Source organism: Actinocorallia sp. B10E7 (assembly GCF_039871655.1).
GTDB lineage: Bacteria > Actinomycetota > Actinomycetes > Streptosporangiales > Streptosporangiaceae > Actinocorallia.
The window spans coordinates 122,693-143,503 of record NZ_JBDPLZ010000013.1 but is presented as its reverse complement, the minus strand read 5'-3'; the positions used below and the strand labels follow the sequence as shown (position 1 = coordinate 143,503).

General features: G+C 71.2%; 20 protein-coding genes. 8 read left to right on the top strand and 12 right to left on the bottom strand.

Annotated features, from left to right (window positions below):
- Positions 1–70: 70 nt before the first annotated feature.
- Positions 71–634: a GtrA family protein gene (locus ABGB12_RS31620; protein ID WP_347683615.1), complete on the top strand. Its 564-nt coding sequence runs from the start codon at positions 71–73 to the stop codon at positions 632–634.
- On the opposite strand, the gene ABGB12_RS31615 is transcribed toward ABGB12_RS31620, so the two are convergent.
- Both ABGB12_RS31615 and ABGB12_RS31610 read right to left on the bottom strand, forming a co-directional pair.
- A complete protein-coding gene (locus ABGB12_RS31615) occupies positions 618–1,889 on the bottom strand; it encodes an ATP-binding protein (RefSeq protein WP_347683613.1) in 1,272 nt (423 codons plus the stop codon). The genes ABGB12_RS31620 and ABGB12_RS31615 overlap by 17 nt on opposite strands.
- A gap of 37 nt (positions 1,890–1,926) precedes the next feature.
- Entirely contained in the window at positions 1,927–2,598 is a 672-nt protein-coding gene (locus tag ABGB12_RS31610; RefSeq protein ID WP_106403512.1) for a response regulator transcription factor, read from the bottom strand.
- A 122-nt stretch (positions 2,599–2,720) separates the two neighbouring features.
- Between ABGB12_RS31610 and ABGB12_RS31605 the strand changes: the two genes are divergently transcribed.
- The 4 genes from ABGB12_RS31605 (at position 2,721) to ABGB12_RS31590 (ending at position 5,731) form a co-directional block, all read left to right on the top strand.
- Positions 2,721–3,176 carry a hypothetical protein gene (locus tag ABGB12_RS31605; RefSeq protein WP_347683610.1) on the top strand — a complete coding sequence of 152 codons (456 nt, stop codon included), beginning with the start codon at positions 2,721–2,723 and terminating at the stop codon, positions 3,174–3,176.
- 168 nt (positions 3,177–3,344) lie between these two features.
- Positions 3,345–3,605 (top strand): (2Fe-2S)-binding protein, encoded by a 261-nt coding sequence (locus ABGB12_RS31600; RefSeq protein WP_347683608.1) that lies wholly within the window; start codon positions 3,345–3,347, stop codon positions 3,603–3,605.
- Positions 3,606–3,710: 105 nt separating this feature from the next.
- Entirely contained in the window at positions 3,711–4,184 is a 474-nt protein-coding gene (gene bfr / locus ABGB12_RS31595) for a bacterioferritin (protein ID WP_347683606.1), read from the top strand.
- A gap of 74 nt (positions 4,185–4,258) precedes the next feature.
- Complete coding sequence (locus tag ABGB12_RS31590; protein WP_347683604.1) at positions 4,259–5,731, top strand: CYTH and CHAD domain-containing protein; 1,473 nt, start codon at positions 4,259–4,261, stop codon at positions 5,729–5,731.
- Here ABGB12_RS31590 and ABGB12_RS31585 read toward each other — a convergent pair.
- The 5 genes from ABGB12_RS31585 to ABGB12_RS31565 form a co-directional block, all read right to left on the bottom strand.
- On the bottom strand, positions 5,728–6,654 hold the full coding sequence (locus tag ABGB12_RS31585; protein ID WP_347683602.1) for an NUDIX domain-containing protein: 927 nt from the start codon (positions 6,652–6,654) through the stop codon (positions 5,728–5,730). The genes ABGB12_RS31590 and ABGB12_RS31585 overlap by 4 nt on opposite strands.
- Entirely contained in the window at positions 6,644–8,728 is a 2,085-nt protein-coding gene (locus ABGB12_RS31580) for an RNA degradosome polyphosphate kinase (protein WP_347683601.1), read from the bottom strand. The genes ABGB12_RS31585 and ABGB12_RS31580 overlap by 11 nt, the downstream gene beginning before the upstream one ends.
- Positions 8,729–8,789: 61 nt before the next feature.
- Entirely contained in the window at positions 8,790–9,743 is a 954-nt protein-coding gene (locus ABGB12_RS31575; RefSeq protein ID WP_347683599.1) for an adenylate/guanylate cyclase domain-containing protein, read from the bottom strand.
- A 67-nt stretch (positions 9,744–9,810) separates the two neighbouring features.
- A complete protein-coding gene (locus ABGB12_RS31570) occupies positions 9,811–10,710 on the bottom strand; it encodes a biotin--[acetyl-CoA-carboxylase] ligase (protein WP_347683598.1) in 900 nt (299 codons plus the stop codon).
- Between the two features lie 34 nt (positions 10,711–10,744).
- Positions 10,745–13,360 (bottom strand): phosphoenolpyruvate carboxylase, encoded by a 2,616-nt coding sequence (locus tag ABGB12_RS31565; protein ID WP_347683596.1) that lies wholly within the window; start codon positions 13,358–13,360, stop codon positions 10,745–10,747.
- Between the two features lie 92 nt (positions 13,361–13,452).
- Here ABGB12_RS31565 and ABGB12_RS31560 point away from each other — a divergent pair, with 92 nt between their 5' ends.
- The 3 genes from ABGB12_RS31560 to ABGB12_RS31550 all read left to right on the top strand — a co-directional run bounded on the left by ABGB12_RS31560 (position 13,453) and on the right by ABGB12_RS31550 (position 16,345).
- On the top strand, positions 13,453–15,045 hold the full coding sequence (locus ABGB12_RS31560; RefSeq protein ID WP_347683594.1) for an acyl-CoA carboxylase subunit beta: 1,593 nt from the start codon (positions 13,453–13,455) through the stop codon (positions 15,043–15,045).
- Between the two features lie 37 nt (positions 15,046–15,082).
- On the top strand, positions 15,083–15,295 hold the full coding sequence (locus ABGB12_RS31555; protein ID WP_347683592.1) for an acyl-CoA carboxylase subunit epsilon: 213 nt from the start codon (positions 15,083–15,085) through the stop codon (positions 15,293–15,295).
- A 75-nt stretch (positions 15,296–15,370) separates the two neighbouring features.
- Complete coding sequence (locus ABGB12_RS31550; protein ID WP_347683590.1) at positions 15,371–16,345, top strand: NYN domain-containing protein; 975 nt, start codon at positions 15,371–15,373, stop codon at positions 16,343–16,345.
- 39 nt (positions 16,346–16,384) lie between these two features.
- Here the strand turns inward: ABGB12_RS31550 and ABGB12_RS31545 are convergent, their stop codons facing one another.
- The 5 genes from ABGB12_RS31545 to ABGB12_RS31525 form a co-directional block, all read right to left on the bottom strand.
- On the bottom strand, positions 16,385–19,225 hold the full coding sequence (locus tag ABGB12_RS31545) for a hypothetical protein (RefSeq protein WP_347683588.1): 2,841 nt from the start codon (positions 19,223–19,225) through the stop codon (positions 16,385–16,387).
- Positions 19,226–19,253: 28 nt separating this feature from the next.
- Positions 19,254–19,631 carry a Tad domain-containing protein gene (locus ABGB12_RS31540; protein ID WP_347683586.1) on the bottom strand — a complete coding sequence of 126 codons (378 nt, stop codon included), beginning with the start codon at positions 19,629–19,631 and terminating at the stop codon, positions 19,254–19,256.
- Between the two features lie 77 nt (positions 19,632–19,708).
- Positions 19,709–20,158 (bottom strand): TadE/TadG family type IV pilus assembly protein, encoded by a 450-nt coding sequence (locus ABGB12_RS31535; RefSeq protein ID WP_347683584.1) that lies wholly within the window; start codon positions 20,156–20,158, stop codon positions 19,709–19,711.
- Positions 20,155–20,586: a TadE family protein gene (locus tag ABGB12_RS31530; protein WP_347683582.1), complete on the bottom strand. Its 432-nt coding sequence runs from the start codon at positions 20,584–20,586 to the stop codon at positions 20,155–20,157. The genes ABGB12_RS31535 and ABGB12_RS31530 overlap by 4 nt, the downstream gene beginning before the upstream one ends.
- Before the next feature lie 4 nt (positions 20,587–20,590).
- On the bottom strand, positions 20,591–20,806 hold the full coding sequence (locus ABGB12_RS31525) for a hypothetical protein (RefSeq protein WP_347683580.1): 216 nt from the start codon (positions 20,804–20,806) through the stop codon (positions 20,591–20,593).
- Between the last annotated feature and the right edge of the window lie 5 nt (positions 20,807–20,811).

Below are 20,811 nucleotides of genomic sequence, written 5' to 3'. Positions count from 1 at the left end.
TTCTCGTCACACGCCTTGTGTGCGGGTACTCCGTGATCGAAGGGCTGGTCGTTCTGCTGTGAGCCTCCTCGTGAACCTCCGCACGCGGGTGCGTCGCATCGCCCGTGAGCTGGCCAAGTTCGGCAGCGTGGGCGCCATCGCGTTCGTGATCACCTTCGCGGCGTTCAACCTGTTCAAGGTCGGCATGGGTGTCGGGCCGATGACCTCGTACACCATCGCCACCGTGATCGCCACCACGTTCGCTTACTTCGCCAACCGATACTGGACGTTCCGGCATCGCGAGCGCAGTGGCCTGCGGCGGGAGTACACGCTGTTCTTCGCCCTCAACGGAGTCGGCCTGGTGATCAGCCAGGTCTTCATCTGGTTCGGCTACTACGTCCTGGACCAGACCTCGGCGATCGGCACCAACCTGGCGATGATCGTCGGCACCGGGGCCGCCACGGTCTTCCGGTTCTGGGCCTACCGAAAGTGGGTGTTCCTGCCGCCGGCCCCGGTCATCCAGGTCGTGTCTCCGCAGGCGACGGCGGCTCAGCCCGTGCAGCCGGCCGTGCCCGCCCCGGTGATGCCCGCGCGGCAGCGCCGCCGTCCGCAGGCCGGGGCCTCCGCCTCCGGCGGGATCAGGCAGGGCCGCTGACGACCCGTTCGGAGGCCAGCAGGGCGTCCTCCTTGCGCCGCATGAGGTAGGCGAACAGCGCGGGCTTGGGCTGCACCAGCTCCAGCCTGCCGCCGTCCACCGCCGCCAGCGAGCGGGCCAGGTAGAGGCCGAGCCCCGTGCCCCCGCCTCCGCTGACGTTCCGTTCGAAGATCTTCCTGGCCAGCTCCGGCGGCACTCCCGGCCCCTCGTCCCCCACCTCGACGATCACGTTCTGCCGGGTCATCAGGGTGTGGATGGTGATCGTGCCCTCTCCGTGCATCAGGGAGTTGTCCAGCAGGGTGGCGAGGATCTGCGACAGGCAGCTGGGCGTCACCACCGCCACCAGGCCGGGCTCGCCCTCGATCTTGATCTGCCTGCCGTCCTTGGCGAAGATCGGCCGCCATTCCTCGACCTGCTGTTCGATCACCAGGTCGATCGAGGTCGGCACCGCCTGGCCGGTGCGGTCGTGCCGCGCCCTGGCCAGCAGCTGCTCCACCACCGCGACCAGCCGTTCGGCCTGGGCCAGCGCCGCCTGCCCCTCCTCGCGCACCACGTCGGGGTATTCGGCGGCCTCGATCATCTCCTCCAGGCGCATGGTCAGCGCGGTGAGCGGGGTGCGCAGCTGGTGGCTGGCGTCCGAGGCGAACTCCCGGCTGGCCGCCAGCAGGTCGGCGATCCGGACCGCGCTGCTGTCCAGGACCTCCGCCACGGTGTCGACCTCGGGGATCCCGTAGCGGCGGCGCCGGGGCCGGGCGTTGCCCGTGCCCAGCCCCGCGGCGGTCTCGGCGAGGTCGACCAGCGGCAGGGTCAGCCTGCGGGCCAGCAGGATCGCCATCCCGGTGGCGATCGCCACGCCCAGCAGGACCAGGCTGGCGATCAGCAGCAGTTGCCGCAGCACGTCGTCCCTGACCTCGGAGTACTGCCGGTGGACGGTGACCGTGACGTTGCCCCGGCTGCTGGTCGCCGACATGACCGGCCCGCTGAGCGGCCGGCCCGCCGTCTCCACCGTGTTGTCGGGCAGTTTGATCTCGACGTAGAGATTCGGATAAGCGCCGGAGATCTGCGCCGGGTCGGGTCTGCGGCCCTGCCCCAGCGGTACCTCCACTTCCTTGACCAGGCTGGCGGCCGCGGTGTCCAGGCCCTGCTTGGCATCGTCGTAGATGAGTTTGCTGACCACGTAGGCCAGCGGGATGCCGAGCAGGAGGATCGCCGTGACCGCCACCCCCAGGGTGGACAGTACGAGTCGGCGTCTCATTCATCCCCCATGGCCGACGGAGGCGGCCGGGCTCGTCTCAGTCTCCGCGTTCGAACCTGAAGCCGACGCCCCTCACGGTGGTGATGTACCTGGGGCTGGCGGCGTCGTCCCCGAGCTTGCGGCGCAGCCAGGAGATGTGCATGTCGAGGGTCTTGGTCGAACCCCACCAGTTGGTGTCCCACACCTCGCGCATGATCTGCTCACGGGTGACCACCTTGCCCGCGTCGCGCACCAGCACCCGCAGGAGGTCGAACTCCTTGGTGGTGAGCTGCAGTTCGTTCTCTCCCATCCACGCCCTGCGCGACTCGGCGTCGATCCTGACCCCCTGCACTATCGGCGTCTCGGTGCTGCCCCTGCGGAGCAGCGCCCGGACCCGTGCCAGCAGTTCGGCCAGGCGGAAGGGCTTGGTCACGTAGTCGTCGGCCCCGGCGTCCAGGCCGACCACCGTGTCGACCTCGTCGGCCCGGGCCGTGAGGATCAGGATGGGGACCCCGTGTCCTTCGGAGCGGACCCGGCGTGCCACCTCCAACCCGTCCAGCTCGGGCAGCCCGAGGTCCAGCACTATGAGATCGACGCCGCCTCCGAGGGCCCTTTCCAGGGCCTGTGGCCCGTCGGGACTCACTTCGACGTTGTAGCCCTCCCGTCGCAGGGCGCGCGCGAGGGGCTCGGAGATGGACGTGTCGTCCTCGGCGAGCAGTACTGAGGTCATGCACCGATCGTAGGACCATTCATGAACGTTTCCTGGCCAAGCACAGAGGCTTGACCTGCGATTTGCCACTCATAGTACAAACTCAAATACGACTGATCACACTGTTATGGAGGAAATCCCCTATGTCCAGGACGCCGATGCGACCCCATCCCGAGGTGGCGCGGGCGACCGGGGTCGTCCTGTTCGGCGGCGTCCTGTTGACCCAGTCCCTCGGGCTGCCCCGCGGGTTCGAACTGGAGAGCTACCTCGGCGTCATCATGATCTTTTCCTCCGTGCTCGCCTGGGCCGGAGCCGTCGGACTCCTGGCCGAGAACGGGAGTCCCGTCTGGTGGTACACACTGGCCTACGGGATCGGGACGATCTTCTCCTGGCTCTTCACCCAGCTGTTCGGGCTGCCGGTGCTCCACTCGCCCGTGGAGGGGCACTGGCTCGACCGGCACGGGCTGATCCTGCTGTTCTTCTCGGTCAACCTCGCGCTGCTCTCCACCTGGGTGCTGAGGAGCCGCCAGGTGAGTGCGGGGTCACCGGTCGCCTCCGCCGCGGACAGGATCCGCAGGAGATCTCGATACATGGGGTGATCCAGGTCACCCCGGACCGCTCAAGGCCCGGAACGCCTTGACCGCAGGACTTTTGCGACTTCTCCGCCTCCACCTCCCGCGCCGGCGCGAGAAGAGGTCTGGTCAGGCAAGGCAAGGCTCATGTAACTTAGGGGTGCCTAACCTAATCACCGCCCCTAAGGATTCGCGATGTACGTGTGCATCTGTAACGCCGTCACCGAGGACGCCGTGCACGAGTGCCTCGCGTCGGGGGCGCGGAACACGCGCGAAGTGAAGGAGAGCTGCGGCATGAAGCCGGCCTGCGGCACCTGCACCAGGCGGATCCGCACCATGGTGAGCGAGTGGCGGACCGCCTCGGAGCCGATGGACTCCATCACGGACGAGCCCCTCCACGCCCGGCCGAAGCAGCAGCACCGCGCCCGCAAGGTGGTGAAGCAGCCCGCGGCCTGACCCCCTTTCCCTTCGCGGCACGGCCGCAGGGAGCGGCCGAAGAGCCTGGTGGCGACACGCCGCCGGGCTTGTCGTGCTGACGCGGGCGCGTGCTTGGATGGATCCATGGAAGGCGACAAGGAAATCCTCGCGCTGCTGAACGAGCAGCTCACCGCTGAACTGACGGCCATCAACCAGTACTTCCTGCACGCCAAGATGCAGGAGAACTGGGGCCTGGTGAAGCTGGCCGAGCACACCCGCCGTGAGTCCTTCGACGAGATGAAGCACGCCGAGACCCTCACCGACCGGCTGCTCTTCCTGGAGGCTCTGCCGAACTACCAGAAGCTCAACCCGCTGCGCATCGGGCAGACGGTCAAGGAGCAGCTCGAGGCCGACCTGACCGTCGAGCTGGAGGCGATCGTCCGGCTGCGGCACGGCATCGAGATCATGCGCCGCAAGGGCGACGTCACCTCCGCCCGCATCTTCGAGCACATCCTCGAGGACGAGGAGGAGCACGTGGACTACCTGGAGACGGAACTGGAGCTCCTGGAGAAGCTGGGAGAGCCGCTCTACATCCAGCGTTTCACCGACCCCAGTTGAGCGGGTTCTCATCCGTTATCTCCGCGTGACACCCTGGATGTCCTGATCGAGGACGAGGGAAGGGGTCGCCAGGCATGACCGAGCACTTGGAGGTCGAGCTCAAGTTCGACGCGGACGCCGGATTCGTTCTGCCGGACCTGAGCGACCTGGCGATGGTCGGCGGGCCCGTCACCCACGAACTGGAGGCGGTCTACCACGACACCGAGGACCTCAGGCTCGCCTTCCGCAAACTCACCCTGCGCCGCCGCACCGGAGGCACGGACGCGGGGTGGCATCTGAAGATCCCCGCGGGGCCCGACTCCAAGCGCGAGTATCGGGCCCCCCTCTCCGACGCCCTTCCCCCCGAGCTGGCCGGGCTCCTGCACGCCCACGTCCGGGGACGGGAGGTACGGCCGGTCGCCACGCTCCGCACCGTCCGGACCGTGCGGGAGCTGCGCTCCCCCTCCGGCGAGGTGCTGGCCGAACTCGCCGACGACCTGGTCACCGGAACGATCGCCGGGGCCCCGGACGGCTCTTCCTGGCGCGAGATCGAGGTCGAGCTGGTCTCCGGCGACCCCGGGCTCCTGAAGAAGGTCGGCGCCCGGCTGCGCGAGGCCGGGGCGGAGCGCGCCGCCGGCTCCTCGAAACTGGGCCGGCTGCTCGCCTCACGGGTCTCCTCGCCGCCCTCCTTCGGCGGCTCCCGCGCCGGGGACGCGCTGATGCGGCACATCGCCGCGCAGGTGGACGAGCTGCTGGCCTTCGACCCGAAGGTCCGGCTGGAGGAGTTCGACGCCGTCCACAGGATGCGGGTGGCGGTGCGGCGGCTGCGCAGCGTCCTGGCCGGCGGCCGCCCCCTGCTGGACCGCGGGGTCACCGACCCGCTGCAGCCCGAACTGCGCTGGCTGGCCGGGGTGCTGGGCGAGGTCAGGGACGCCGAGGTGCTGCACGAGCGCTTCAGCGGACGCCTGGCCGCGCTGCCCGAGCTCGGCCAGGCGAACCCCGCCTGGCTCCGCCGGATCAAGAAGCGGGAGCGGAAGGGATACGCGACGGTCCGCCGGGAGCTCTCCGGCGAGCGGTACTTCGCCCTGCTCGACGCCCTGGACGGACTGCTGGCCGCTCCGCCGTTCACCGAGCGCGCGCGCCGGGACGCCGGGAAGGAGCTGCGCAGGCTCGTCCGGCGGAGCTGGAAGCGGCTCGACCGGGCCCACGCCGCGATCGCCGAGGCCGAGGCGGCCGAGGGCCTGCGGGCCGCCGACACGGCCCGCCACGAGACGCGCAAGGCGGCCAAGCGGGTGCGCTACAACGCCGACGCCGCCTCCGAGGTGCTCGGCAAGGACGCCAGGACCGTCTCCAAGGCCGCCAAGGGCCTGCAGGAGGTGCTGGGCAGGTTCCAGGACGGCGTGATCGCCCAGGAGCAGCTCAGGGCCGTGAAGCCCGCCTCGGCGAAGGAGGCGTTCGGGCTCGGCGCCCTGTACGGGCTGGAGCACTGCGAGGCCGAGCGCGCCCGGGACGAGATCGAGGCGGCCTGGGAGGAGGCCCGCGCCAGGGCCGTCCCGCGGCTGGGCTAACCTCCCGGGCGTTCCCGGACGGCGTGGCGTTCCACCGAGACCGCGGCGCCGTCCGGGCCCGGTTCCCGGTGGAAGACCCAGAAGGACGCCTTGCGCAGCGACGGGTCCTCGGGGAGCCGCTCGCCGGGGCAGGCGGCCCGGGCGAGGGCGGGGATCAGTTCACCGTGCGTGCACACGACCAGTCCGTCGAGCCCGCTGTTCCCGTCGGTCCCGTCGCGGGAGCCGAGCAGCTCGCGGAACCGGGCGGCGGCGCGCTCGGGAGTGGTGGAGTTCAGGGTGAAGTCCTGCTCGGCGACGAACGGCACGCCCATCGCGGACGCGTAGTCCAGCAGGCTCTCGACGCACCGGGCGGTGGCCGAGCTGACCAGCCGGCGGGGCGCGTAGGCGCGCAGCAGGCGGGACAGCTCGGCGGCCTCCCAGCGTCCCCTGTCGTCCAGCGGCCGGACGAGGTCCCGGTCCTGCCAGTAGCGCTTCTCCCCCGCCGAGGCGTGCCGCAGGACGATCACCGGCCGGGTGCGTTCGGGCAGCGCCGTGTAGGCGCGCAGGACCTCGACGTCGTGGGGGTAGCTGAGCGTGCCGAGCGCCTCGGGGACCGGCGCCCACACCAGCTCGTCCACCTCGTCGTCCGGACGGAACCGGCCCTCCTCGGCGATCTCGGCGGCCCAGTAGTCGACCCGTTTGGGCCCCTTGGCCGTCAGGTAGGAGACGGTCGGGAGCCGGGGGCCCAGCCGCGGGACCACCCCGGTCTCCTCGGTCACCTCGCGCACCGCGGTGCGCAGCGGGTGTTCTCCCGGATCCGGCTTGCCCTTGGGGAGGCTCCAGTCGTCGTACCTGGGGCGGTGGACCAGCGCCACCTCGCGGACCATGCCGTTCCACCGGCCCAGCACGGCGCCGGCGGCACGGATCGGGGGGTCAGCCGCCATCCACGGTTCTCCAGCGTCGCGAGCGCATCAGATGGGTCTGGATGTCCAGCGCGGGGGCGTCGGCGTCGCCGTGGTGGCGGGTCCAGACCCCGTCGCCGTCCAGCCACCAGGACGAGGTGTCGGCGGACACGCCCTTGTCGAGCAGCCGGAGCAGCTCGTCGCGGTGGCCCACGTCGTTGACCCGCACCAGCGCCTCGATGCGCCGGTCGAGGTTGCGGTGCATGAGGTCGGCGCTGCCGAACCACACCTCGGGGTTGCCGCCGCACTCGTAGGCGAAGATCCGGGAGTGCTCCAGGAAGCGGCCCAGGACGCTGCGCACCCGGATGTTCTCCGACAGGCCGGGGACGCCCGGCCGCAGCGCGCAGATGCCGCGCACCCAGACGTCCACCGGGACGCCCGCCTGGGAGGCGCGGTAGAGGGCGTCGATGACGACCTCGTCCACCAGGCTGTTGCACTTGAAGCGGATGTGCGCCGGGCGGCCTGCGCGGTGGTGCCCGATCTCCCGCTCGATGCGCAGGACGAGGCCGCTGCGCAGGGTGTTGGGGGCCACCAGCAGCTGCCGGTAGCTGACCTGGCGGGAGTAGCCGGTCAGGTGGTTGAACAGCTCGGTGACGTCCTCGGCGATCTCGCGGTCGGCGGTCAGCAGGCCGAAGTCCTCGTACAGCCGGGCGGTCTTGGGATGGTAGTTGCCGGTGCCGATGTGGCAGTAGCGCCGCAGGCTGCCGTCGGGCTCCCGCCGGACGACCAGCAGCAGCTTGCAGTGGGTCTTCAGGCCGACGAAGCCGTACACCACGTGGCAGCCGGCCTGCTCCAGCTTGCGCGCCCACTCGATGTTGGCGCTCTCGTCGAACCGCGCCTTGATCTCGACGACCACCACGACCTGCTTGCCGGCGTCCGCGGCGTCGATGAGCGCGTCCACGATCGGGGAGTCGCCGCTGGTCCGGTAGAGGGTCTGCTTGATCGCCAGCACCCTGGGGTCGGCGGCGGCCTCCTCGACCATGCGCTGCACGCTGGTGGCGAAGGAGTCGTAGGGGTGGTGGACGACGACGTCGCGCTCGCGCAGCGCGGCGAAGACGCTGAGCTCGCTGGGCAGCGCCGTCTTGGAGGGCACGAACGGCGGGTACTTCAGCTCGCTGCGGTCCAGGTCGGCGATCTGGTGCAGGCCGCCCAGGTTCAGCGGGCCGGGGACGCGGTAGATCTGGCGTTCCTCCACGCCGAGTTCCTCGGTGAGCAGGTCGAGCACCTCGGGGGAGATCGACTCCTCGACCTCCAGGCGGACCACCGGGCCGAAGCGGCGGCGCAGCAGCTCCTTCTCCAGGGCCTGCAGCAGGTCCTCGGTGATGTCCTCGTCGACCTCCAGGTCCTGGTTGCGGGTGACCCGGAAGGCGTGGTGCTCCAGGATCTCCATCCCGTTGAACAGCTGGGTGAGGTGGGCGGCGATGACGTCTTCGAGCGGCGTGAAGCGGTTGGGCGAGGCCTCCATGAACCGCGGCAGGACCTCGGGGACCTTGACCCGGGCGAACAGGCGGGCCTCGGTGTCGGGGTCGCGGACGACGATCGCCAGGTTCAGCGACAGGCCGGAGATGTAGGGGAACGGGTGGGCGGAGTCCACGACGAGGGGGGTGAGCACCGGGTAGATCCGCTCGCGGAAGAGGCGGCGCAGGTGCTCGCGCTCGGTCTCGGCCAGCTCCTCCCAGCGCAGGAGCTCGATGTCCTGCTTGGCCAGGGCGGGCAGGACGTCGTCGCGGAAGCACGCGGCGTGGCGGAGCATCAGCTCGTGCGCGACGACGGCGGTGCGTTCGAGCACCTCGCGGGGCTGGCGGCCGCTGGCGGAGCGGACGGCCAGGCCGGTGGCCATCCGGCGGAGGAGCCCGGCGACCCGGACCATGAAGAACTCGTCCAGGTTGGTGGCGAAGATGGCCAGGAAGCGCACCCTCTCCAGCAGCGGGAGGGTCTGGTCCTCGGCCAGTTCCAGGACCCGCTGGTTGAACTGGAGCCAGCTCTCCTCACGATCCAGGAACCGATCTTCGGGCAGGGAATCGTCGCGAGGAATCTGTCCTGGATTGACACTCATGATGGTTAATGGTCCCCCTTGAAGGTGAACTATTGATTTACCCCGTATGTCCAAGATTGTTTCATTGCTGTGAGGAGCGCCGCACCACGTACGGCTGGATGATGCCCAGGCCGCGCACCGGTCTACGCACGATCCGGACGAGTTCGTAGGCGGGATCGCCCTCCAGCTCGGCGGCGAGGGCGGGATCGGCCACCAGGGTACCCGGACGGGCGATCGAGGTCAGCCGCGAGGCCATGTTCACCGTCGTGCCGAAGATGTCCCCCATCAGCGGGAGGACCGGCCCGTAGGCCATGCCCACCCGCACGTCGGGGACCTCGGTCTCCTCCCGGACCGCCTCGGAGATCGCCATCCCGATCTCCACCCCGACCCTGGCGTCGGCGGCGGCGTAGAGAACCTCGTCCCCGAGGGTCTTCACCAGCCTCGCGCCGTGCGCGGCCACGATGTCGGCGGCGGTCTCCTCGAACCGCTCGACCACCCGGCCCAGCTCCAGCTCGCTGAGCTCCCGGCTCATCGCGGTGAAGGACACCATGTCCGCGAAGCCCACCGCCACCGGGCCGCGGCCCGGCAGGTCGCCGTCCGAGGCCTCGGCCAGCGCCCGCGCGGCCGAGGCCGCCAGCTGCCGCCGCCAGGCGTGCACCACCAGCGGCTCCATCTCGGCCAGGTAGCCCTCGCTCAGCCGGCCGCCCTCGCCGTCGCCGCTGAGCATGATGCCGGTCTGCCACTCGGCGAGTCGCGCCATGGTCTGGCCCAGGGCCCTGGCCTGGCGCAGGACGATCTCCTCCGACGTCCCGCCCCGGTCGAGCAGCGCCTTGATCCGTCGCAGCGCCTCCAGGTCGCCGTCGGAGAAGGCGGGGACGTCGTCCGCCGGGCTGGCGAAGCCGAACGAGCGCCACAGCCTCGCGGAGAACTCCTTGGAGACCCCGGTCAGCTCCGCGGCGTCCACCCTGGTGTAGCGCAGCTCACCGCCCAGCAGGAGCTCTTCCAGCTCCTGGGACCCTTGCACCCGCCCGGACATCCTTCGACTCCCCGATTCCGCGGCTGATCGTCGCGGCCGCGCGACAAAGGTTATGTGATGGTTGTCACTACTGTCCCGCTTGTCTCGCATTCCGGACATGTACTACGTCACCGGCGCTGAACGCCTGCTCCACGGCGTCCGTCCGGACCACCAGCCTGCCCTCGACGTCCACGTCAACGGCCGTACCCGTCTCGACGTTCCCGCCGGGGAGCTCGATCCTGATCTCCCTGCCCAGGGTGAGGGAGTGCTCCCGGTACGCCGAACGCAGCCCGCTGCCGTCCGGATCGCCGTCCGCGGCCTTCCACTCGGTGTACCGCAGCGCCAGCTCCCGCAGCACCGCCCTCAAGACGATCTCGCGGTCGCTGACCGAGGCGTCCTCCAGCAGCAGCGAGGTCGCCGTCGGGACGGGCAGCTCGTGCTCGTGCAGCGAGACGTTCAGCCCCACCCCGACGACGACGGCGTCGTCGACGCGCTCGGCCAGGATCCCGGCCAGCTTCCGCTCCCCCACCATCAAGTCGTTCGGCCACTTCAGACCCGCCTCCACCGTGGACCTGCCGGGCTCGTCGCCGAAGTCGCCCTCGCCCGCCCGCGCGGTCACCGACCTGATCGCGGCGGCCACCGCCACCCCGGTCAGCAGCGGCAGCCAGCCCAGCCGCGTCGGGGACACCCCGGCGCCCGGCCGCAGCAGCACCGAGAACATCAGGCCCGAGCGCGGCGGGGCGTTCCAGGCGCGGCCCAGCCGCCCCCGGCCCGCCGTCTGCGCCTCGGCCACCAGGACGGTCCCCTCCGCGGCGCCGCGCCCGGTCGTCGCCGCCGCCGACCTGGCGTGCTCGGCCAGGTCGGCGTTGGTCGAGCCGGTCTCCTGCAGCACCCGGATGTCCCGCCAGAACGAGCCCTCACGCACCAGCGCGCGGTTCAGCGACCGCTCGTTCAGCGGCGGCCGGTCGAGATCGGAGTAGGCACCCATGAACCCATCCAACCTCACCCGCCGCGGCGTGCGCTCAGCCGGTGTTCTGCAGGCCGGCCGCCACGCCGTTCACCGACAGCAGCAGGAGGTTCTCCAGCTGGGCCAGCTCGTCCTGCGGGACGTCCCCCGCCCGCAGCGCCTGGAGCGCCCGCAGCTGGAGGTGGCTGAGCGCGTCCACGTAGGGGTTGCGCAGCTCCACCGCGCGGGAGAGCACACGGCGGTTCTCCAGCAGGCGGGTGTGCCCGGTGACCGACAGCACCAGCTCCAGCGTCCGGTCGTACTCGGCCATGACGACGGCGCTCAGATCGGGGCGGTCGCCCAGGGCCAGGTAGCGCTCGGCGATGTCCCGGTCGGTCTTGGCCAAGGACATCTCGGCGTTGTCGATCATCGCGGCGAACAACGGCCAGGACGCGTACGCCTCGGGCAGGTCCGGGTCGCCCGCCACCGCGGCCAGGCCGGAGCCGAGCCCGAACCAGGCCGGCAGGTTGACCCTGGTCTGGGTCCAGGCGAACACCCACGGGATGGCGCGCAGGTCGTCCAGGGTGCTGGCGCCCGTGCGGCGGGACGGGCGGGAGCCGATGCGCAGCTCGCCGATCTCGGCCAGCGGGGAGACCCGGGAGAACCACTCGGCGAAGCCCTCGGCCTCCACCAGGCCGCGGAACGCCCGGTGCGCCGCCTCGCTCAACCGGTCGGCCAGCGGGCGGAACCGCGCGGCGGCGTCCCGCGCCGTCCGCTCGACCTGCGGGGTGGAGGCCAGCAGGACCGCGTGGGTCACCTGCTCGACGTGCCGTCGCGCGATCTCGGGATGCCCGTACCTGGCGAAGATCACCTCGCCCTGCTCGGTCACCTTGAACCGGCCCGCCACCGAGCCGGGGGCCTGGGCCAGGATCGCCCGGCCCGCGGGGCCGCCGCCGCGGCCCAGCGAGCCGCCGCGCCCGTGGAAGAGCGTCAGCGTGATGTCGTTGGCCTCGGCCCAGGAGGCCAGCGCCTCCTGGGTGTCGTACAGCAGCAGGGTCGCGCTGGCCGGGCCGAGGATCTTGGCCGAGTCGGAGTAGCCGAGCATGACCTCCAGGCGCCGTCCCGTCTGGGCCAGCCGCCGCCGCACCGGCGGCAGCTCGATCGCCTCCTCCAGCACCGAGACGGCGCGCTCCAGGTCCTCGCCCGTCTCGAACAGCGGGACGACGTCCAGGGTCGGCGCCTCCGCGTCCAGGGAGGCCGCCAGCTCGTAGACGGCGGCGATGTCGCCGGCGGAACGGGAGAAGGAGACGATGTAGCGGCTGCAGGCCTGCTCGCCGAAGCGCTTCTGCGCCCAGGCGACCACCCGCATCGTGTCGAGGACCTCTTCGGTCTGCGGCGAGAGCGCGCCGCCCGCCCGCACCTCGGCCAGCGCCTTCTCGTGGACGGCGGAGTGCTGGCGGATCTCCAGCTCGGCCAGGTGGAAGCCGAAGGTCTCCACCTGCCAGACCAGGTGCTGCAGCTCGCCGTAGGCCTGCCGGACGGCTCCGGCCGCGGCCAGCGAGTCCTGCAGCAGGACCAGGTCGTCCAGCAGTTCCTCGGGCCCGCCGTAGCCGAGGTCGGCGTTGCGCACCCGGGTCGCCCTGACGCGTTCGGCGGCGTACAGCAGGTACTGGCGGTGCGGCTCCCCGGGCGAACGCGCGGCGATCTCGTCGAGCAGTTCGGGATGGGCGGTGCGGGCCGCGCCGAGCGCGCCCCGCAGCGCGGGGGACGGCGGCGTGGTGTCCTGGTGGGCGGTCAGCCGCCGCCCGATCCGGGTCGCGGCGTTCTCCAGCGCGATGAGCACGTGCTGCGACTGGATCTTGAACGCCTGGCGGGTGACCTGGGCCGTCACGTAAGGGTTTCCGTCGCGGTCGCCGCCGATCCAGCTGCCGAAGCGCAGGTAGGCGGGGGCCAGCGGGGGCCGGGCGGCGCCGCCGTCGTACTCCTCGTCGCCCTTGAGCACGGTGTCCAGCGACCGGTAGATCCGCGGGACCACCCGGAAGATGGTCTCGTCGAAGGCCGCGAGCGCCACCCGCACCTCGTCCAGCGGGTCCATCTGCTGCTGCCTGCGCTGGGCGGTGCGCCACAGCAGGTCGATCTCCTCGCGCATCCTGCGGCGCAGGTCGGCGCGCTCGCTGTGGGCGGCGGAGTCGTTGTAGGCGTGCAGCAGGTCGCTGACGCGGCTGATGGAGGTGACCACCGCCCGGCGCCGCGCCTCGGTGGGGTGGGCGGTGAAGACCGGCCGGAACTCCAGCCCGGCGACGGCCCCGGCCGGATCGTCCAGCTTCGCCGCCGCGGCGGCGAAGGAGGCCCGCTGCGGCTCGCCGCCCGCCACGTCCCGCTGGCTCAGGGTGCGGATGCGGTGGTGCTCCTCGGCGAGGTTGGTCAGGTGGAAGTAGACGGAGAAGGCCCGGGCGACCAGCTCGGCGCGTTCCAGCGACCAGCCGGCCACCAGTTCGGCGACCCGGTCTCCGGACAGCTCCCCCTTGCGGGCGGCGATCACCGAGCGGCGGAGGTTCTCGACGTCGTCCAGCAGCCCCTGACCGCCGTACTCCACGAGTGCCCGGCCCAGCAGGGAGCCCAGCAGCCGCACATCCGCGCGCAGCTCTTCGGGCAGGTCAAGGCGGATTTGAGTGGCAAGGCTCTTGGTCACGTGGGCATCCTACCTACGAAATAATTGGTCTATACCACTAACCCGCCCCCCGGTGCGAAAGGTGGAGAAAGCGTCCCGTTACTCTTGCGCCCATGGCGATGGAAGCGGTTGAACCCCCGGTCGAAAAGATCGACATCCACACCACGGCGGGAAAAATCGCCGACCTTGAGCGGCGCAGGTACGAAGCCGTGCACGCGGGCTCGGCGGCGGCCGTGGAGAAGCAGCATGCCAAGGGCAAGATGACCGCCCGCGAGCGGGTCGACGCGCTGCTCGACGAGGGCTCCTTCGTTGAGTTCGACGAGTTCGCGCGGCACCGCTCGACCATGTTCGGGCTGGAGAAGAAGCGGCCTTACAGCGACGGCGTCGTGATCGGCTACGGCACGGTCGACGGCCGCCAGGTCTGCGTGTTCTCCCAGGACGTCATGGCCTTCGGCGGCTCCCTGGGCGAGGTCTACGGCGAGAAGATCGTCAAGATGCTCGACATGGCGCTGAAGACCGGCTGCCCGATCATCGGCATCAACGAGGGCGGCGGCGCCCGGATCCAGGAGGGCGTGGTGGCCCTGGGCCTCTACGCCGAGATCTTCAAGCGGAACGTGCACGCCAGCGGCGTCATCCCGCAGATCTCCCTGATCATGGGCGCGAACGCGGGCGGGCACGTGTACTCCCCCGCGCTGACCGACTTCATCGTCATGGTCGACAAGACCTCGCACATGTTCATCACCGGCCCGGACGTCATCAAGACCGTCACCGGCGAAGAGGTGACGTTCGAGGAACTGGGCGGCGCCCACACGCACAACAGCAAGTCCGGCGTGGCCCACTACCTGGCCCCGGACGAGACGGACGCGATCGACTACGTCAAGGCGCTGCTGTCCTACCTGCCCTCGAACAACATGTCCGAGGCGCCGGAGTTCGAGCCGGCCGACGACCTGGACCCGGTCGCCGAGCTGGACACGCTGATCCCGGACTCGGCCAACCAGCCCTACGACATGCACAAGGTCATCGAGGCTGTGCTGGACGAGGGCGACTTCCTGGAGGTCCAGCCGCTGTTCGCGCCGAACATCGTCGTCGGCTTCGGCCGGGTGGACGGCCGCAGCGTCGGCGTGGTGGCCAACCAGCCGATGCAGTTCGCCGGCTGCCTGGACATCGACGCCTCGGAGAAGGCCGCCCGGTTCATCCGGACCTGCGACGCCTTCAACGTGCCGGTCCTGACCTTCGTGGACGTCCCGGGCTTCCTGCCCGGCACCGACCAGGAGTGGGACGGCATCATCCGGCGCGGCGCCAAGCTGCTGTACGCCTACGCCGAGGCGACCGTCCCGCTGGTCACGGTCATCACCCGCAAGGCCTACGGCGGCGCGTACGACGTCATGGGCTCCAAGCACCTGGGCGCCGACGTCAACCTGGCGTGGCCGACCGCGCAGATCGCGGTCATGGGCGCGCAGGGCGCGGTCAACATCCTCTACCGGCGCGAGCTGGCCGCGGCCGAGGACCCCGATGTCCGGCGCGCGGAATTGATCACCGAATACGAGGACACGCTCGCCAACCCGTACATCGCCGCCGAGCGCGGATATGTCGACGCGGTCATCAAGCCGTCCGAGACCCGCATTCAGGTGATCAAGGCTCTGCGCGCCCTCAAGGACAAGCGCAAGACCCTTCCGCCGAAGAAGCACGGCAATATCCCGCTGTAGTCCGATCGGTTCGGTGGCACTTCGCCGGAGGTTGAAGATGAGTGAGCGGCCGTTCCTTCAGGTCGTCAAGGGTGATGCGACTCCCGAGGAGATCGCCGCGCTGATCGCGGTCGTCTCCGCCCGTGCCGCGGGCGGGGCCGCCGCCCCTCCGGCGCGCCGCCCGTCGGCCTGGGCCGACCGCTCCCGCCTGGCGCGTCGTCCGCTCCACCCCGGTCCCGGGGCGTGGCGGGCGAGCGCCCTGCCGGGCTGACGCTGCGTGATCGACGGAAACGCGGGGTGCAAGTAGCGGCGGGGAAAGCCTCGGTACACATAGGGTGGTGTACTAATGGCTGCCTCGGAGTTCCTACCGCAACCTGCCCGTTATGCCGTTTTCGTCGACGCGGGCTATCTTTACGCTGCCTCGGGAGCACTGCTCCTGGAAGCCAGTTCCAGGCGGGAATATCGGGTATTCGCGGAAAAGCTGATCAAAGCGCTGACCGCACACGCCGACGCGAAGATCAATGGCGAACTCCTCCGTCTGTACTGGTTCGACGCCGCGCCCCGCAAGCAGCCGACCGTCGAACAGCGGGTCATCGCCAATCTGCCCCTGGTGAAGCTGCGCCTGGGCAACCTCAACGCCCAGGGCCAGCAGAAGGGCGTGGACGCCCAGCTGCGCGCCGACCTGGAGGCGCTGGCCCGGCACCGCGCGATCACCGACGCGGTGCTGCTCGCCGGCGACGAGGACATGCTGCCCGCCGTCGAGGCGGCCCAGCGCTACGGGGTGCGGGTGCACCTGTGGGGCGTCGAGCCCACCCACGGATCCAACCAGGCCGAATGGCTGGTCTGGGAGTCCGACACGGTCGAGGTGCTGCCCGCCGACTTCCTGCGCCCCTATTTCGTCAAGGCCGGGATGATCGCCGTGCCCGCCGCCCCCGCGCCCGCCGCGATCAACGGCCCCAAGCCGCCGGTCCCCTCCCCCGCCCAGGTCTTCGCGGGGAAGGTCGCGCCGCAGGTCCAGGCCCGGCCCGCCGTCAAGGTGCCCGCCGAGAGCAAGCTCGGGCCCGACCGCAACCAGATGCTGGAGGTCGGCGAGCACGTGGCGCAGAAGTGGGTGTTCGAGCGCGGCCGCGACAACATCCGCGACCTGCTGCCGGGGCCGATCCTCCCCCCGGTCATCGACAAGGAACTCCTCATCGACGCCGAGAAGGTGCTCGGCCGCTCGCTGCGCCCCTACCAGGAGGCCCGCACCTGGCTGCGCGACGGCTTCTGGGAACGGATCTACCGGGAGTTCGGCATAGGCATCGGCAAGTCCGACTCCTGAGCCCGGCCGCTTTCCCCGTGAGGCCCGTGAGGACCGGGATCACGCGCCGCGGGCGTGGACGCGGGGAGCCAGCTCTTCGATGAGGGCCTCGGTCTCCGGCTGGAGCAGGTCGAAGTCGGCCTTGCCGCGCAGCTCGTCGAGGACGGCGTGGACCGCCGTCCGGTCGCCGGTCTCCTCGGTGGCGCGCAGGAGGTCGCGCCACAGCAGCTCGTCGTCGGAGGCCAGCCGCAGCCCGGCCCGCGCCGCCCGCGCCGCGCCCCCCGGATCCCGTTCGGCCAGGCGCAGCTCCGACAGCCGGTGGGCGGCGTCCACCACCCGGGCGACGGTCTCGTACTCCAGCTCGTCGGTGGCCAGCCAGGAGTAGCGGCCCTTCGGACGGCCCGCCAGCAACGGACCGCGGACGAGTTCGAGCGCGTGCGACAGGTACGCCGCCTCCGAGGCGGACTCCGCCGCCGAACGCCACAGCAGGAACCGGAAGTGCTGGAGGTCCACCCGGACCTCGGAGCCGAGCCGGAGCCTGCCCCGCTCGTCCTGGTACAGGTTCGGTCGGCCCCGCGAGTCGCGGCCCAGCCAGTCCGAGGCCATCGCGATGGTGCTGTCACGCACGCCCGCGGTGACGCCCCGCGGCCACACCGCGCCGCTCAGCACCGTCGGATGCACCCCGCCGGGATGCGTCGCCAGATACACCAGCACCTCGGCGCAGAGGTCGCGGCGGGCCGGGTCGACCGTGCCGGAGGCGTCCACGGAGATCCGGCCCAGCACCTTGATCTCGGCGGCCGGACGGTCCCCGGCGGCGCCGACGGGCTGCTCCGGACGCACCGCGGGCAGCGGGACCCCTTCCTGGCGCGCGGCGGTGCGGAACAGGCCGGCGACCGCGCGGTACTCCGACTCCGAGACACGCTGCGCCCGCACCTGGAACCCCAGGACCCCGGCGTCCAGCACACCCTCGGTGTCGATCGTCCAGTGCCAGGTGGCGTCCTCGACATGCCCGGCGACCAGGTAGCCGGCCGACAGCCGCTGCCCCGTCCTGGCCAGCGCGACCAGCCGGGCCGCGTCGGCCTTCGACGGCTGGTCGGCCATCACCAGGTAGTGCGGCATCCACGCTTCGCCGAACACCCCGCGGCACCGTCCGGTGAGCACCGAGTCGGCGCCCGCCGCCTGCAGCGCCCGGCGCACCTCGGCCGTCCGCGCCTCCAGCTCGGGCAGCGCCTCGGCCAGCGAGGGCACGCAGCGGATGCGGTCGGGGGCGATCTGCCGGAGCTCGTCGCCGAAGCCGACCAGGGTCAGCCGCATGTGGTCCGACCAGCTGTTGGTGGCCAGCTCCACCACCATCGCGGCGAGCGCGGCCTTGCGCTGCTCGGGCGGGCCGTCCACGGCGATCAGCCCGTGCGCCGCCTCCAGGTCGGCCAGCACCCTGCCGCTCTCGTTGACGCCCAGCGAGATCAGGCCCGGGTAGGGGGCGAGCACCTCGGCGAAGTCCGAGGCCTCCAGCGAGTCGAGCGCGGAGGAGTGCAGCCGCCACACCTGGCCGCCGTCGTGCGCCTCCCACGGGCTCGGCGGGTTCTCGTCGGCGGGGGCTATCCACAGGTCGAGGGTGCTCGTGCCCAGGTGCACGCCGTAGACGGTCGGCGGGGTGCGCTTCTGGGCGGCCAGCCCCTGGGAGAGCTGGCGCAGGCCCAGGTTCAGCACCCGCACGCCCTCGGTGTCCGCGCCGATCCGCAGCGCCTGCTCGGCCAGCGCGCTCTCGTCCTCCGGGCGCGCGATCATGTGCCCGGCCCGGCGCCGTGCCAGCTGGGCCCTGCGGCGCATGCCCAGGCTGGTGAGCACCCCCGCCGCCAGCAGCGACGTCCCGGCCAGCGCCTCCGGCCAGGGGAACGACCGCGCCTGCGGCTGGACCTCCAGGACGGGGGTCGGCGCGGGCGACTGCTGGGGCCGCTGGTCTGCGTGCACCTGGCCGGGCGTCTCCGGACGGGGCGCCCGCGTGTCGGTCTTCGTCTCCTCCTTCGCCGAGGGCGGAGCGGCCTCGGCGGGCTTCTTCTCGTCCTTCTTCTCCTGCCGCTCCGGCCCGGGCGCGGGCTTCGGCTCGGGCTTCTGCGGGTCGGCGTGGCCCTCTCGGAAGTAGTCCTGCAGCTGGGACTTGGGGATGATCTGGGTGTGGCGGGCGTCCGAGGGCATCTCCATCACCCAGCCGGGACGGATCAGGCTCGCCTTCTGCAGGCGCGAGCCGTCCGGCTGGACGTGGCTCTTGTTGAGCTCGAAGATCTCGTGATAGCGCCGCCCGTCGCCCAGGCACTTCTCGGCGATCTCCCAGAGGCTTTCGTGGTGGCGGCCGTGCGGCGGCTGGACGGTGTAGATCTTGGCGGTGGTGCCGTCCCGCTCCTCCGGGGCCGAGGTGACCTTCTGCCGCTCCAGATGGCCCGACGGCTGCCGGTCCTGCTGCGCGAGCTCCTCATGCGCGGAGACCTGCGTCATCCGGTACGGCTGGGTCTGGGGCTGGAGCTGGGTGAACGCGGGCATGATGGCCGTCGTCGCGGTGAACAGCAGCAGCACCGCCACCACCAGCTTGTGCACGACCGCCTGGGTCGTCCCGGCCAGCGGCACCCGCGCCGGGACCCCGACACCGCGCACCCCCGCGTGGAGCTCGACCACCAGGCACAGGAGAAGCTGCAGCCAGGCCAGCCAGACGCCGAGCGTGATGACGTAGAGGACGGTCTCGACGTCGAGCGGATCGGTGAACACCGAGGCGTCGGGCATCCGCGAGGGGATCGGCGAACCGGTGAAGCGCACCAGGGCCAACGGCACGCCGATCACGAGCGCGAGCAGCGCCAGCAGGGACAGGAGTCCCGCCGTCACCTCCGCCGCGCTCCGGCGTTCCCTCACAGCCACGGGCTGCCTACGCATCAGTCAGTCACGCCCCGTCTTCCGGATGTGCCGAGGCCTCGATCTCGATGGTAAACGCGTTCACGCCGATGAGGCCAAGGAAAATCGTGTCCACCTGCTTGTTCACCTGGACGGTGACCTCGTCCACGCCGGTCAAGGCGCATCCGCCGGCGTAGCCGTTGGCGTCGAAGGCCGCGACGAACTCCAGCGCGCGGCCGCACGCGTCCCCTTCCAGGACCGGCTCGCCGGTGTCGCGCAGCACCTCGACGTCGATCTCGTCGGCACCGGCGCGGGCCGCCTGCTCGGCGATGTCCAGGGCGCGCTGCCGGGCGTGGATGGCCAGCCCGCCGTCGAACAGCAGCCCGGCGAACAGCAGCACCATCGGCGCGAACAGCACGGTGAACATGCTGAACGTGCCGCGGTCCTCGCGGCGCCCCCCACGAGGATCCGCGTCCCGCGGCGCCTTCGTCCTCGCCTCTCCCGTCATTCGGGGACCTCGCAGGGTTCTCCGCCGCAGTCCATGCGCCGGTAGGTGTCGATCGGGGCGGAGGCCGTCCCGGTCTTCTCGGGGTTTCCCGCGAACGGCACCAGGTCCAGACCGGTGAGGTCGGTCTGGCAGGTGACCGTCACGGTGACCTGGCCGCCGGGGCCCCAGCCGCCGAGGTCGACCTCGGTCTGGGCGGCGTCGCCGAGGCAGAAGTTCGCGTCGCCCAGGGACTGGTCGACGGCTTCGACGGCGAACGCCTGGGCGTCGCCCTCGTCGCGGGCGACGGAGGCGGCCCGCGCGCCGTCCCGCGCGGCGCCGTCGAGCTGGCTCTGCACGTTCACCAGCCGCCCGACCAGCGCCAGGAAGAGGAACAGCAGGACCAGCACGGGAGTGAGCAGCACCAGTTCCAGCGTCATGCCGCCGCGGTCATCGCGTCTGCGGCTCATCCGGCGTCCTCCTCGCAGACCTTGGCCTCGCCGACGTCCGGACGGAAGCACTCCACCGGGCCGACGGCGCGCTTGGTCACCGTGAAGGTCATCCAGGGGATGACCGCCTTGGCCGTGCCCGTCACCTCGAAACCGCGGTCGTAGACGCCGTCTCCGTAAGGTGTGACGTTCGTCAGCAGAAGCGCTCCGGGGCCGAGCTGCGCCACGGTGTTGCGGGCCGCGTCGTCGCCGACGCCCTCCCATCCGCCTCCCGGCCCGGCCTCGCGTGCGGCACGGGAACCCGACTGCGCCGCGGCCAGCGCGATGTGGTTGGCGTGGTACACCATCACGAACTGGATGCACAGCAGGATGACGAGCAGGATCACCGGCGTGAGCAGCGCCCACTCCATGGCCGTGGCGCCCCGGTCCTTCCTGGCGGGGACTGCCATCGGACTACTGGGTCTGGATGTTGTTGGCGGCGCCCTCGATGGCGTTGCGGATGGTCACCGCGATGGCCAGGGTGATCGCCGCGATCAGGCCGGTGATGATGGCCCACTCGATGGCGGACGCTCCGGCGGAGCGCTCCTCCTCCTCCTCGCGCAGGCGGTCCATCCGGACCGCGAGCATCGTCCTGAGATAGGCGACGGCGGGGTGCTGAAGCGGGTTCATGGGAC